13 protein-coding genes are annotated in these 14,162 nt (G+C 64.8%); 5 read left to right on the plus strand and 8 right to left on the minus strand.

All coding sequences use genetic code 11. From position 1 onward, the window contains the following. Window positions 1-11: 11 nt before the first annotated feature. The 7 genes from KIK15_RS09955 to KIK15_RS09985 form a co-directional block, all read right to left on the minus strand. Window positions 12-386: a hypothetical protein gene (locus KIK15_RS09955; RefSeq protein ID WP_214244065.1), complete on the minus strand. Its 375-nt coding sequence runs from the start codon at window positions 384-386 to the stop codon at window positions 12-14. 29 nt (window positions 387-415) lie between these two features. Continuing rightward, the gene (locus tag KIK15_RS09960) at window positions 416-1,600 is read right to left on the minus strand and encodes an acyl-CoA dehydrogenase family protein (protein ID WP_214244066.1); all 1,185 of its coding nucleotides are present in this window, start codon (window positions 1,598-1,600) and stop codon (window positions 416-418) included. Window positions 1,601-1,740: 140 nt separating this feature from the next. Then, entirely contained in the window at window positions 1,741-2,679 is a 939-nt protein-coding gene (locus KIK15_RS09965; RefSeq protein ID WP_214244067.1) for an aminoglycoside phosphotransferase family protein, read from the minus strand. After that, a complete protein-coding gene (locus KIK15_RS09970; protein ID WP_214244068.1) occupies window positions 2,680-3,315 on the minus strand; it encodes a hypothetical protein in 636 nt (211 codons plus the stop codon). Window positions 3,316-3,625: 310 nt separating this feature from the next. Continuing rightward, window positions 3,626-4,090: a YbaB/EbfC family nucleoid-associated protein gene (locus KIK15_RS09975; protein WP_214244069.1), complete on the minus strand. Its 465-nt coding sequence runs from the start codon at window positions 4,088-4,090 to the stop codon at window positions 3,626-3,628. Continuing rightward, a complete protein-coding gene (locus KIK15_RS09980) occupies window positions 4,087-4,788 on the minus strand; it encodes a HEAT repeat domain-containing protein (RefSeq protein ID WP_214244070.1) in 702 nt (233 codons plus the stop codon). Before KIK15_RS09980 ends, KIK15_RS09975 begins: the two co-directional genes overlap by 4 nt. After that, complete coding sequence (locus tag KIK15_RS09985) at window positions 4,785-6,146, minus strand: putative toxin (protein WP_214244071.1); 1,362 nt, start codon at window positions 6,144-6,146, stop codon at window positions 4,785-4,787. Before KIK15_RS09985 ends, KIK15_RS09980 begins: the two co-directional genes overlap by 4 nt. A gap of 113 nt (window positions 6,147-6,259) precedes the next feature. On the opposite strand from KIK15_RS09985, the gene KIK15_RS09990 reads away from it, so the two are divergent. The 4 genes from KIK15_RS09990 to KIK15_RS10005 all read left to right on the plus strand — a co-directional run bounded on the left by KIK15_RS09990 (window position 6,260) and on the right by KIK15_RS10005 (window position 9,054). Then, a complete protein-coding gene (locus tag KIK15_RS09990) occupies window positions 6,260-6,535 on the plus strand; it encodes a hypothetical protein (protein ID WP_214244072.1) in 276 nt (91 codons plus the stop codon). Window positions 6,536-6,675: 140 nt separating this feature from the next. Continuing rightward, window positions 6,676-7,767 carry an SMI1/KNR4 family protein gene (locus tag KIK15_RS09995; RefSeq protein WP_214244073.1) on the plus strand — a complete coding sequence of 364 codons (1,092 nt, stop codon included), beginning with the start codon at window positions 6,676-6,678 and terminating at the stop codon, window positions 7,765-7,767. Window positions 7,768-7,855: 88 nt separating this feature from the next. Next, the gene (locus KIK15_RS10000) at window positions 7,856-8,818 is read left to right on the plus strand and encodes an ADP-ribosylglycohydrolase family protein (RefSeq protein ID WP_214244074.1); all 963 of its coding nucleotides are present in this window, start codon (window positions 7,856-7,858) and stop codon (window positions 8,816-8,818) included. 56 nt (window positions 8,819-8,874) lie between these two features. Beyond that, window positions 8,875-9,054 carry a DUF2256 domain-containing protein gene (locus KIK15_RS10005; RefSeq protein ID WP_214244075.1) on the plus strand — a complete coding sequence of 60 codons (180 nt, stop codon included), beginning with the start codon at window positions 8,875-8,877 and terminating at the stop codon, window positions 9,052-9,054. Window positions 9,055-9,062: 8 nt separating this feature from the next. Here KIK15_RS10005 and KIK15_RS10010 read toward each other — a convergent pair whose 3' ends face one another. Continuing rightward, window positions 9,063-10,031 carry an alpha/beta hydrolase gene (locus KIK15_RS10010; protein ID WP_214244076.1) on the minus strand — a complete coding sequence of 323 codons (969 nt, stop codon included), beginning with the start codon at window positions 10,029-10,031 and terminating at the stop codon, window positions 9,063-9,065. Window positions 10,032-10,197: 166 nt separating this feature from the next. Between KIK15_RS10010 and KIK15_RS10015 the strand changes: the two genes are divergently transcribed. Next, window positions 10,198-14,085 (plus strand): Pls/PosA family non-ribosomal peptide synthetase, encoded by a 3,888-nt coding sequence (locus KIK15_RS10015; RefSeq protein ID WP_307851817.1) that lies wholly within the window; start codon window positions 10,198-10,200, stop codon window positions 14,083-14,085. Window positions 14,086-14,162: the final 77 nt, after the last annotated feature.

Below are 14,162 nucleotides of genomic sequence, written 5' to 3' on the forward strand. Positions count from 1 at the left end.
CGGACACCCCGCTATTGGTCGGTGGGCTCCTCAGGCGTGTTGGCGGCGCGCACCAGTTCGACGGCCTGCACCAAGCCGAGACCCTTGTCGGCGCGACGCAGCGTACGGATCTGCGCGGTCTCCCCGTGGATGGGTTCGATCAGTTCACGCACCTCGTCCAACGTCCAATCGCGGGGCTTGGGGGTGGGCCGGAACTGGGCGATAAGCACGCCGATGTTGGCGAGGATGACCACCACGCCGACGGCGATCCAGAACCAGCGCCGATCGTCCCACCACCCGATCATCAGGTAGCCCACGCAGCCCAACATCACCAACGATCCCAGCAGGATCATGATCTTCGAGAGTCCGCGGGCCGCGCCGGTTGCTGCGGAAAGGCCGTCATCCATGGCGACGAGTGTATCGACGCCGCCGGTGATCAGCGGAATGCGTCCCGATCGGTCAGCGCCTTGCCGATGGTCAATTGATGCATCTCGCTGGTGCCCTCGTACGTCAGGACCGATTCGAGGTTGTTGGCGTGCCGGATCACCGGATACTCCAGGGTGATCCCATTGGCACCCAACAGTGTTCGCGCCTCACGCGCGATGGCGATGGCTTCGCGGACGTTGTTGAGTTTGCCGATGCTGATCTGCTCGGGACGCAACGTGCCCGCGTCTTTGCGGCGACCGAGGTGAAGCGCAAGTAGTTGCCCCTTGCCCAGTTCGACGGCCATGTCGGCAAGCTTGGCCTGCGTGATCTGATAGCCCGACAACGACTTGCCGAACACTTCCCGGTCGGCGGTGTAGGCCAGCGCGGTTTCCAGGCAGTCCCGCGCGGCACCCATGGCACCGAAGACGATGCCGAACCGGGCCTCGTTGAGGCAGCTCAGCGGCCCCTTGAGCCCGGTGACGCCGGGCAACATCGCCGAGGCGGGCAGCCGCAGGTCGTCGAACACCAATTCGGCGGTGACCGACGCGCGCAGCGACATCTTGCGGGTGATCTCGTTGGCGCTGAAACCGTCTGTGTCCGTGGGGATGACGAAACCACGGATACCGCGGGCACCCTCGTCGAGGTCGGTGCGCGCCCACACCACCGCCACATCGGCCACCGAACCGTTGGTGATCCACATCTTCGAGCCGTTGAGCACCCAGTCGTCGCCGTCCCGTTTGGCGTTGGTGCGCATACCGCCAGGATTCGATCCGTAGTCGGCTTCAGTGAGCCCGAAGCAGCCGATGGCGTCGCCTGCGGCCATCGATGGCAACCACTGGTCTTTGTGCTCGTCGCTGCCGAACGCGTGGATGGCGTACATCGCCAGCGATCCCTGCACGGAGACGAAGCTGCGCAATCCGCTGTCGACGGCTTCGAGTTCTTGGCAGGCCAGGCCGTAGCTGGTGGCCGACATGCCGGCGCAGCCGTAGCCGTGCAGATGCATGCCGAACAGGCCCATCGAACCGAGTTCGCCGGCGAGCTCGCGAACCGGCAGGGTGCCGTCCTCGAACCATCCTGCAACTCGGGGACGCAGCTTCGCCTCTGCGAACGCGCGAACGGTGTCACGGATGGCACGTTCCTCGTCGTCGAGCAGGTCATCGAGGGCGAACAGTTCGGTGACGGACTGAGCAGTCATACCTCCCAGGCTAGCCCCGCGCGCTAACCGCCCCGTTGCCTGCGGAAAACTGCGCTGTGGGAACCCTTCGAGGGGAATGTGCCCTCGATCCCCCAGCACAGCGCAGTTTGTGGACGACCCGGGCTGGTGCAGGCCAGAACCTAATCCTGGACCGCCTTGGTGATCGCGACGCACCGGGTGATCCGGTCCTGTTCTGCTGGGTGCAGGCCGCGGCCCGCGCGACGAGCGCCCTGCACCGTCCATCCGGCGTTGATGATCGTGCGCACCACCACCCAATCGCGGGCGCGGTCGTGGTCGAGGCCCCCGGTGTCGACGAGGGTGTGGAACCGGCGCCGCAACCCGTCTCGGACCGAGCCCACGGCCAGCGGTCCGGTCAGCTCGTCCATCCGGTTCCACAGCATGGGCGCGGGTTCATAGTGCGGGTCGCCTGCCATCGGCTTGGGGTCGATGGCCAGCCAGGTGCCGTTCGCGTCGGCCATCACGTTGGCATAGTGCAGATCGCCGTGCACGGTGACCTGACCGCCCGGATCAGCGATCAGGTTGCGGCCCAACGCTATTGCCTGCTCCACATACCTCCGCGGAATCGGCAGATCGCGCCCGAGCACACCGAGATCATCCAGCCATCGCTCGACATAGGACGCCACACTCGCAAGCTGCGGCACAGCCGGCACATGTAGACCGGCATAGAGGCCGCCGACGATCTCGCACGCCTGCACGTCCCAGGTGTCACCGAGGTCGGGCCCGGCCAGCCAGTCGAGAAGAAGCGCCCGGCGTCGCGGGTCGGCGCGCCGCAGACGAACCGCGCCCTCGCCACCCCACCGTTGCAGCGCGAGCCCCTCATGCATCGACTCGACGTCACCATCGAAGGTCACCTTGAGGGCACCGGCTACCCCATCGGCGTCGGTGACCGGGACGACGAGAGAGCAGTAGCCGTGCCGGCTTTCGCCGGCCGGGGTCAGCTGCCATTCATCGACCAGGTCGGCCACCAGCCGCGGTAACCGATCAAGCCACCTGCCCCAGTCCGCACTGAGCGCACCCTGCGCAAGCAAACCGTCAGGGATGAGCCGAAGAAGGTCCACTTAAGCGCTGCCAATCACTCTCAAAACTTTCGACAACGAAAACTTCTGCTCTGAGAGGTCGTAATTTTCCTGCGAGTCCCGCTCCAAATTGAAATAGAACCCGTCAATATTCTTTATCGGATACTCCGACATGGACGAAAAGCTATCCGAAACCAAAACCCGATGAGAGCTGAACAGTTTCTCAGCACGAGACATGAAGTTTTTCGGCAGCATCGAGTGTTCGTCAAGAACTGAAACGATCTCAAATTGGAAAAACTCAACTCCATGTCCTGACAGAATATCAAAGTAATCTTCCATCCTCAGGAACGAGTCATCGTCAGCAAGGACGAAGAATCCATTTGCAATCTTTGGCCTGTCCACTTCAGATAACACCTTCAGTTCTTCATTTAATTCAGCAATCTTCTCCGGCTCGGATGGCGTGAATTCAAAGTAGTCAGCCTCGCCATCAGCAACATAAGCCGCCAGATCAAGGAGTGTCGCAGAGCCGTGGGGAGTGACAGCGAAGGAGACCTTCTGTTTACCCATTTTGAGCTTTTTGAAATCCTCCATACTGAAGTAATTATCTCCGAAGCAGAACCCTAATATGTCGGCTTTGGCGAGCCGATCAATTTGATTCTGCGTAGCCACCTGATTCACCTTGATCAGCTTACGCTCTATGTGCAGCAAATGATTTCCTTCAGCTTCCTGGGCTCATGTCTTTGCCTGGCGCACGCGCGTTGCCCCGGTGAGGGTTCCTCGCGGTGATGTTGGGTGCCGAACTGTCGACCTGTGCGCGCAAGCCCCAGGAGATGCGGCGGCGCATATTCAGGGTACGCCGGCAATGATGCCCGATAGACAGGGGTACCCCGTCACATGGACAATATCTGGCAGACCCTGGCCGCACCGGCGAACCCTGACCCGAGTCCTCATCGGCCGAGAATCGAGAAGCGGCGCCCGACGTTGAGGTTCAGCCGCGCTCCAACCATCCGTTGCGTCGTTGAAACTCGTAGTCGTCATCGCTGTAGCGGTCCGGCGTGTTGTCATGCTCGGCGGGTATCTCGGACGATATGGCCGCCGCCAGGTCCGAGAGCGCATCACCAAGCGGGTTCCTTTGCCGGACCAGCTCGTCGGTCACTGCCGTGCGCGCCTGCGCTACAGTAATCGCTGCCTCTGTGATCTGGGCCCGAACCGTGGCAAGCGCTTCGTTGATCGTCTCGGCGATGACGTGACCAAAGTCCGGGTGCACGTCACGGCCCTTGTCATGAATGGTGATGCTCTCGACGTTTCCCGTTCCGCTCACAACAACGGTGACAGTTCCGTCTGCCGCTGTCGCCAGACCTGTCAATGACTCGATCTGGGCTTGCAACGCGCGCATCCGTTCGCTCTCTCGTCGCAGGTCGGCAGCCATCCGTTCGAGATGATCGTCGATCACGGCGTCAACTTCTTCACTGCCTTCACCACAGCTCGCCGAGTATCAGGATTAGGATCATCCACATACTGAGCGATCACCTCCACATCACCAGGCTCACCGACCTTCGCCAACGCCCGAATCGCATCCGGGCGAGCAATATCATTGCCCAAAATCTGCAACGCGATCTCCCGGGACTGCGGCCGCTTGTACCGGCCCACATACCGGGCAATCGCCACCAACGTCCCATCCTCAACATCCGAACGCTCAATCAACCGCACAAAACGATCAAAATCACGCGCTTGGGCAATATGAGCCAGATTTTCCGCCGTCCAAATCTGATCTGGCGCCGCCAACGGCGGCGACCGCCGCTCCAACTGCTCAAACAACACATCCACCACCTCACGATTACCCCGACACGCCGGATCATCCAACGCCTCCAACAACACACGCCGCAACGCCGCCCGATGCCGCGTCTCCGGACCCGGCACCTTCACATCCAAATTCTTCAACCAATCCACAAACACCGGAATCGCCGGCGGCACCGACCGCACCGCACGATTCAAATCACTCACCTTCACAGCCCGCACCCCCACCGCCTCCAAATCCCGCACCAACCGCACCTCAAACGCATCCACCCCATCACGCAACATGGGCCGCGACGACATCTCCTCGGCCAACCAGTCATCACCCTCCGGCATCCCCGGATACACAAACATCATGGCGCGGGCACTCCCGTCTGAGTTGTGTTGGCTGGATCCGTCGATACCGGCGGGGTCCAGTCCTTTCGTGGAACAAACGGGGTAGGTGCCTGCCCGGCCAGATTGTCGTCGAGTTCCATCCGCACGACCGTGATGTCTCCCTCTGATTCCAGCCGTACGACATCGGGCGACAGCACCGTTCGGTGGTCAACGATCAATGTCATGGTGTATCCCTGCTCCTCCGCCCACTGTGCCTCATCAGCAATTTGATCATCGCTGGCGCGCGTGTCGTTGACATTCTTCACTTCCGTGACTTGACCCTGATCTCGATCAATAAAGTCAGGATATCGGTATCCGCCTTTACGTCTCGGATTCTTCGGATACACTCGTGTCTTCTTGTATCCCGGCGGAATTCCCGCTCTGCGTTCACCCTCGGCACCTCGCCGCGCGAAGTTCGTGTTTCCGGAAATGGGCTTGTCGGGTCTGGCGTAACGCCCGAGCATCGGCGACAGATTCAGTTGAATGAGGTTGGTAACGTTTCCCGCTCCGGTGATTCCCTCGAGGCTGCTCACTGCGGTGCCGACGAACCCGTCGAGCTCGGTCAGCAGGGTGGCCACGTCGCGAGCCGCCTGCTCTTTGTACCGGTCGACGGCAAACATCGAGACGAACTGCGGCAAGGGGCCGCCCGGTAGTGAGTCGAGAACTGCGATGACGATGTTGGCGGCCTGCAACACCGCGGTGATCTGTCTGCGTTCGAGATCGGATTTGCTCTGAGTTTCGGCACACGCGGTAGCGATTGCGTTGCCCCACACGACAACTTCATCGAGTACGCGGCACACGCGATCGACAGCCGCATCGATTTTCGGCACCTCCGGTGGCGGATCCGGCGCGCCATTTGGACCAGGTACCGCCTGGACGAGTCGACTGACCCCAGCCGCGCCTGCCGTCCACGCCTCCCCAGCCGTTCTGATTTTGTCGACATCACAGTCAGCCCACTTCTTGGTCACCCGGTCTTCGATGAGGTGCCAGGTGTCCGGCGGGTCGTTGCGGCCACCGGTGGAACGGAATTCGGGATGGATCGCGGTGGTGATCCCGCTTCCTTGAGCCAGAGCCGGGGCTGCGGCATCCGGGCGTCCAGGCGTGTTCAGGTTCTGGACCCGCATCCTCTCACTACCCGCGCTGTGGACCAGCGTTCCGAGATTGTCGGCGGCGACCGCCGTCAGTGAGATCGCTTCGAAAACGTCGGATGCGGCCTGGTCGTAGGCGGTTGCCCACGAGTGACCCGCTGACATGTGATGCCCAGCCGAGTTCGGCACGTCACGAAGGTCACGCCTGAGCTTGCTCACTAACTCACTCAGCCCTACCGACAGCGTGCGCATCGCATTCGCGATGTCGAAGTACCACCCAGCGCGATCTGGATTCGCTACTGGACAACAGTATAGAGGCGGCTGCGCACAAGCTGGGCCGCGGCGAATCGTTGAATCCGTTCTCGTTGGCCATCGGCATCGGTGGCGAACGCACGATGCGGGTGCTGGACCCCTCGCTCGGTTCCACCGATGAGGCGACGATCCTGCGCAGGCTCACCCTCGCGGATGACCACGACCAACTCCGCGCGCGCGCAATCGCTTTCGATGTTCGGGTGACGTGGCCGATGGCCACGGATGCGCTCAAGATCGTCAGCGAGCACCGCGATGGACACGCGATAGACATTCTGGTGCCCCCTACATCAGCCGCGATGAGGTGTTCATGCTCGACACCGACGCCATGAGCGCCAGCGTGGGAACGAGTGTCCTGTGGGTCCCGCGTGCCCGCCCCAGCGGACCGGAAACCGCCTGACGTCTGTCTCATAGGCAAAGATCCCCTGATCGCGAACGACGGATTCTACTTCGTGCCATAGGAACGGATGCAATGAACTACGAATTCCAGTTTGAACTTGACGCCCCGTTTGAGGTGCGTATTCAGGGTGAGCCGGCAATGATGCCCGACAGAGAGCGCTATGCGAGGGGAGACATCATCGCCCCTGCTGCTGGGCCACTGGCTCCAGGTGATGTGATACTCAGGCTGCGCGAAACGACTGGAAAAGTGAGCTTTTCTATGCAGTTCCTCGACAGCGAACCCGCGCTGATCACCGACGGATGGGAGTTGATAGAACAAAGCGGAATCGAGTTCCGTTCCGGCACCAGATTCCATTCAATCTTCTGCCAATTCGACGATCAGGTGACTGCCGAGCTGACACGCATGGAAACCCTGACGCAGAACCTGAACGGCTGGCACACCATACGCGTCTGCGTCCGTAGAATCGATGCCGCATCCGAGCGTGGCAACGTGACCATCCAGATCTGGCCCGCCGACGGCGAGCATGGCCTCGTCGAACTCCACCGAGCACCGCCCGCCACCCTCACCACCCCACCAGCTACCCGAGACCGCGCGTCGGCCGCGACTGCAACCACGTCACGCTGGCACAACCTGATCGCCGAATTGACCGAACGCGGCGCCGACACCCTCGTCTCCACACTCACCGCCGGCGGAGCAACCACAGCGCAGATCGACGACGCCGCCGCCATCACCACCGGCACACCGTGGCCCGCCGACCTAGCGGCATGGTTCACCACCATCAACACCCACTGCGAGAACCTCTTTCCCGACTTCGATCTGCTCAACCTCGACGAATCCATCGCCACCCGAGCCACCACACTGCAGGCCTACGACTGGATACAGGAGACCGCCGGCAACGACGGGAACCAGCCCGTCTACCACTTCATCCCCGCGTTCATCCCCATCGCCGACCTGGACGGAACCATGCTGGTATACGACTCACGCCCCGGACCAGCGACCGGTCAGATCATCGAATTCGACAAAGTCGACGCCGACGACGGAACCCGCCACTGGGACGGCCTACCCGAACTCCTCGACTCCCTGACCGCAACACTTCGCGGAGAAACCGACTGGGGCGGCTACACCACAGGCCGCACCGGCGAACCCGACTGGACCCTGCAATAACCAGATCCGGCACCCCGAGCTGTTCATCGGCCGAGAATGTCAGACCGTCGTCGTACGATCGTGCACCTGATCGACGAAAGGCGGATCCATGAACTCCCTCACTGAGGAGCAGCTCGATCGTGTCGCCGGGGTGGTGTTGGGCACCGCGGTGGGCGATGCGTTGGGCGCCCCCTACGAATTCGAGGTGGCGATACCTGGGCCCGACGGTCCGCAGATGATCGGCGGCGGCCTGGGTGACTTCGCCCCCGGCGAATGGACCGACGACACCACCCTGGCGTGGGCTGTACTCGACGTGGCCGCCACCGGGGCCGACCTGCGCTCCGAGGACGCGCTGACAGCGATCGCCCGACACTTCTACACCTGGTACCGCTCGGGGCCACCCGACATCGGCGCGCAGACCTCGATGGTCCTGCGCAGCGCCGGACCCGACCCCACCGGCACCGCGATGACTGCCGTCTCGGCCGACACCCACGCCCGCACCGGGCACACCGCAGGTAACGGCTCGTTGATGCGCACTGCGCCGGTGGCGTTGGCCTATCTCAACGACCCCGACGGCCTGGTGCAGGCAGCCCGCCAGGTCAGTGCGCTCACCCACTACGACCCGCAAGCCCAGAACGCATGTGCGTTGTGGTCGTTGGCAATTCGGCACGCCGTGATCTCCGGCGAGCTGGATCTGCGCGGCGGGCTGGCCCACCTTGACGATGCCGACGCCCAGTACTGGACCGACCGCATCGACGAGGCCGAGACCAGAGGCTCGTCGAGTTTCCGACCCAACGGGTGGGTGGTCACCGCGCTGCAGGCGGCCTGGTCGTCCATCCACCACACCCGCGCCGATTTCGACGGCGACCCACAGCATTTGTCGCAGGCGTTGACCAGAGCCATCGCGATCGGCAACGACACCGACACCGTCGCCGCCATCGCCGGCGGTCTACTCGGGGCCCGCTACGGCGCATCCGCCGTCCCCACCGGGTGGCGGGAGATGTGTCACGGCTATCCGGGTCTGACCGGGGAAGACCTCATCGCCTTGGCGTTGCAGGCAGCCGCGCGCTGACCACCCAGCCGCGCGCTGACCACCCGGCCCCACGCGAGCCTGGAACACTGGACGGCATGGGGCGACAGCGAGGTGACAGCGCCGACTGGCGCGAGTCGAAGACCTGCGTCGTGTGCGGGCGCCCGTTCGACAACCGCAAACGGTGGGAAGGCCGCGGCCAGTGGGACGAGGTGCGCTACTGCTCACAGGCCTGCCGCCGCGCGGCCCGCAGCCTGCGCCGCAAGTCCGAGAGCTGAACCAGGGTCTACCCCGTCTTACGAGCCTGCTCGTCGGCGCGCGCCAACGACAGCGCATCAGCGACGAACTCAGCTGTGAGAGCGATTGTTTCGACAGTTTCCCGATGCGCGCCGCTCATCGTCGGGAAGGCGTGCACCTGCCAGGCGAACCGGTGCAACACTGCGGTACCACCGGCGGCGTCGAGGCCCTCGACCAGCCGCACCATCTCGATCTCGAAAAACTCGTCTTTCGCCGACACCACCAACGTCGGGGGCATCAGCTGCGGTGCCAGTTCGGTGATGCGCCTGACCCCCCGCAGCGGGATGGGCCCGTCGTCGAAGCGGGGGGCGAGCTGGGCGATCCGACGTTTCGGGAGGTAGGCGTCGCTGCGGCTGCCGCTGTCGGGATTGGCGGCCAGGTCGAGATCCAGCATCGGCGAGTAGCCGACAAACGCCGGCGGCGACGGCAATCCCGTCTCGGCCGCCGCCTCCACGATCTTGCCGCACAGAAACCCGCCCGCCGAGTCGCCTGCCACCACCACATATCGGAAACCGCGCTCGGTGACCAACTCCCGGTACGCGGCCACCGCATCGTGCACCGAGGTGCCCACCCCGCCATCGGGGATCAGGCGATAGTCCGGCGCGAACACCGGCAGCTCGGTGGTTCGCGCCAGGCCTGCGGTCACGGTCCGATGTGTGCACGGACCACCCGCCACGAAACCGCCACCGTGCAGGTAGAGAATCGCGGTGTCGCCAGCGCGTCGGCTGGGCCGCGCCGCCACCGTGTACTCGGTGCGACGCCCCGCCACATCGATTGTCTCGGTCACCACACCTGCAGGGTGCAGGACGCGGCGCGCGATCGGTTCGAGCACGCGAGCCGCCCGCAAACCCAGCGGCGACAGCGGCCAGATGGAGAGCACCGGCTTGACCAGAATCCGCACCAACACCCAGAGCACGATGGATCCTCGGCTGGGACGACGGTGATCGATCACCGGCATCGCACACACCTCCTTGCTTCTGGTCGATCGCGTCGATGCGACGCCCACACTGCTTCCACTGTGACACCGCCTGCGCGCGAAGAGTCCCGCGCGTGAAGGTTGGTGACCAAGCTGAGACACTTGCAGGCGTCCGCCGCTCGCTGTCACCACCGCCGAAAGGATCACGGTGACCACCGCAATACCGCCGCAATACCTGCTGTCGTCGCAGGCCAGCGCACCGCGAACGCTCATCGACATCCTGCGCGACACCGCTGCGCGACACCCCCAGGCCCCCGCCATCGACGACGGTGAGTTGGCTCTCACCTATGCCGAACTGATGGACCTCGTCGTCGAGGGCGGCCGGTGGCTGGTCGCCCAGAACATCGGTCGCGGCGATCGCGTCGGCATTCGGATGCCGTCGGGTTCACGCGAGCTGTACCTGGCCATCCTGTCGACCATGGCCGCCGGCGCCGCCTACGTGCCGGTCGACGTCGACGACCCCGACGAACGCGCCGACCTGGTGTTCGGCGAGGCCGATGTGGCCGCGGTGATCAACGCATCGGGTCTGCATCGCGCCGGCGCGCTGCGGGACCGAACCGCCACCGTCTCACAAACCCCCCACACCGACCCCACCGTCGACGACGACGCCTGGATCATCTTCACCTCCGGGTCGACCGGAACCCCCAAAGGTGTTGCGGTGACACACCGCAATGCCGCGGCGTTCGTCGACGCCGAGGCTCAACTGTTCTGTCGGCACGAGCCGATCGGCCCTGGCGACCGGGTGTTGGCCGGGCTGTCGGTGGCCTTCGACGCCTCCTGCGAGGAGATGTGGCTGGCCTGGCGCCACGGTGCCTGCCTGGTGCCTGCGCCACGCTCGCTGGTGCGTAGCGGCATGGACCTGGGTCCGTGGCTGGTCTCCCGTGACATCTCCATCGTCTCCACTGTGCCCACACTGGCCGCCCTGTGGCCGGCCGAGGCGTTGGAAGCGGTGCGGCTGTTGATCTTCGGCGGCGAGGCGTGCCCGCCAGAACTCGGGGAGCGACTGGCCGTGGGTGGACGCGAGGTGTGGAACACCTATGGACCCACCGAGGCCACCGTGGTGGCGTGCGCGGCCCCATTGACCGGCCAATCACCCGTCCGCATCGGATTGCCATTGCTGGGTTGGGATCTGGCGGTGGTGAACGCCCAGGGCCAGCCGGTGACCGAGGGTGAGGTGGGTGAGCTGGTGATCGGCGGGGTGGGCCTGGCCCGCTACCTCGACCCGGCCAAAGACGCCGAGAAGTATTCGGCCATGCCCACTCTCGGCTGGGACCGCGCGTACCGCAGTGGGGACCTGGTACGTCTGGAACCCGAGGGCCTGGTGTTCATGGGCCGCGCCGACGATCAGGTGAAGGTGGGCGGGCGGCGCATCGAGCTGGGCGAGATCGACAATGCGCTGCAACACCTTCCGGGTGTCAGCGGGGCAGCAGCCGCCGTCCGCAAGACCGCGGCCGGGAACTCGGTGCTGGTCGGATACCTGGCCTCCACCGACCCAGACTTCGACATCGACGCCGCTCATGCCGCGTTGTCCGAACAACTTCCGGCCGCGCTGGTCCCCCGTTTGGCGCTGGTCGACGAACTGCCCACCCGCACCTCGGGCAAGGTGGACCGTGATGCGTTGCCCTGGCCCCTGCCCGGCACGTCGGGAGATGCCGCAGGCGACCTCCACGGCACCCAGGCCTGGGTGGCCGATCGGTGGACCGCGGTGCTGGGGGTGACCATCTCCGATGCGAACGCCGACTTCTTCACCGAGGGCGGAAGTTCGCTGGCCGCAGCACAATTGGTCACCGCGCTACGGGAGCGGTATCCCGAGGTGACCGTCGCCGACCTTTACGACCACCCACGTCTGGGTGCGCTGGCGCAACTGCTGGACGAACGGAATCCGGGGATCGTCGCCGAGCCTCGCGAGGTGGCGCCCACACCACGGGCCGCCGGGTGGGCCCAGATCGCGCTGTCGGTGCCGTTGACCACTCTGACCGGCCTGCAGTGGGTGGTGTGGTTGGCCGTGGCCAACAACGTCGCCATCGACGTGTTGCCCGATGACGTGCGCCGGTCGTGGATGATCCACACGAACTGGTGGGCGCTGCTTCTCGCGTTCCTCGTCATCGTCACGCCAGTGGGTCGGATGACGATCGCCGCGGTGGGATGCCGAATATTGTTGCGTGGCATCACACCTGGCGGGTATCCGCGCGGCGGGTCGGTGCACCTGCGGCTGTGGATCGCCGAACGACTCACTGAGGCCAGCGGTGCAGCCAACCTCGCCGGGGCCCCCTGGATGATCTACTTCGCCCGTGCGCTGGGCGCGCGCATCGGCGAGGGCGTCGACCTGCACTCGCTACCCCCGGTCACCGGCCTGATCACCCTGGGTGAACGCTGCTCCATCGAACCCGAGGTGGACCTGGCGGGTTGGTGGATCGACGGTGACCGGGTGCTCATCGGCGACATCGAGGTGGGCGAGGGCGCCACTGTCGGCTCACGGTCCACCCTGCTGCCCGGCACCCGCATCGGCAACGATGCGGTGGTCGACCCGGGCTCGGCGGTGATCGGGAAAGTCAAAGCGCGCCAACACTGGTCGGGTTCACCGGCTGCCAAGACCGGCAAGGCGAAGACACCGTGGCCCCCGGAACGGCCGCCGCGGCGGCGCTGGTGGGTACCGGTCTACGGCGTCACCTCCATCGTGTTGGCGGGCATCCCGCTGGTGTCGCTGGGTGCGGGACTGGCGGTCATCGGATCGTGGGCAGCCGATGCGCCCCGACTGCGCTCGGTGGCGATACGCGCGGCCATCCTGCTGCCGCCGGCCACCCTGACCAGCTTGCTGGTGTTCGCCATCATCACCCTCGTGGGCGTGCGGCTGCTCTCGATCGGGATGAGGAAGGGCTATCACCCGGTGCGCTCGCGCGTCGGCTGGCAGGTGTGGACCACCGAACGGTTGATGGATTCGGCCCGCACCTTCCTGTTCCCGCTGTACGCCAGCCTGCTGACGCCGGTGTGGTTCCGACTGCTCGGCGCCGACATCGGCAAGGGCACCGAGATCAGCACCGCGTTGGTCATCCCGAAGTTCACCTCGGTGGGCGACGGGGCGTTCCTGGCCGACGACACCATGGTCGCCAGCTACGAACTGGGCGGCGGATGGATGCACATCGACGAGGCGAAAGTGGGCAAGCGAGCCTTTCTCGGCAACTCAGGGATGACCGGCCCGGGTCGCAAGGTTCCCAAGAACTCGCTGGTGGCAGTCCTGTCGGCCACACCGAACAAGGCCAAGTCCGGGTCGAGTTGGTTGGGTAGCCCGCCGGTGCGGTTGCGGCGATCGGTCGCCGAGACCGACACCTCCCGCACATTCGACCCGCCCACGAAGCTGAAGGTGGCGCGGGCATTCATCGAAACCCTGCGACTGATCCCGATGATGATCACGTTCGGGTTGGGTCTGTTCGTGTTGATCGGGCTGCAGTACATCGCCGTGCACTCGAACTATCTGGTCGCGGCACTGGTCAGCGGCCTGGTGCTGCTGGTGGCTGGGGCAGCGGCCTGCTGTATCGCCGCCGCTGCCAAGTGGTTGGTGGTCGGGCGCATCGAGGTGGGCGAACACCCGCTGTGGAGTTCGTTCGTGTGGCGCAACGAGTTGTCGGATGCGTTCGTCGAAACCGTTGCCGCGCCATGGTTCGCCAACGCCGCCACCGGCACCCCGATCCTCAACGTGTGGCTGCGGTTGCTGGGCGCGCAGATCGGGCGCGGGGTGTGGTGCGAGACGTACTGGCTGCCCGAGGCCGACCTGGTGAGCCTGGGCGACGGCGCCACCGTCCAGCGCGGGTGTGTGGTGCAGACCCACCTGTTCCACGACCGCGTGATGGCGATGGACCGGGTGACCCTGGCCGCCGGAGCCACGCTGGGTCCGCATTGTGTGGCACTACCGGCGTCGGGATTGGGGGTGGCGGCCACCGTGGGACCCGCATCGTTGGTGATGCGCGGCGACGTGGTGCCCGACTTCACCCGCTGGCAGGGCAACCCCATCGCACCGTGGGGCCGGACCGATGACTGAAAGTGCATGTGTCCCAGCATCACTGGGTCCATCTGACAGGAAGGTCGCGGGCCGGGTAGCCTCAGGCCACGACGACT

The organism is Williamsia sp. CHRR-6 (assembly GCF_018474015.1).
In the GTDB taxonomy this organism is placed as follows: domain Bacteria; phylum Actinomycetota; class Actinomycetes; order Mycobacteriales; family Mycobacteriaceae; genus Williamsia_A.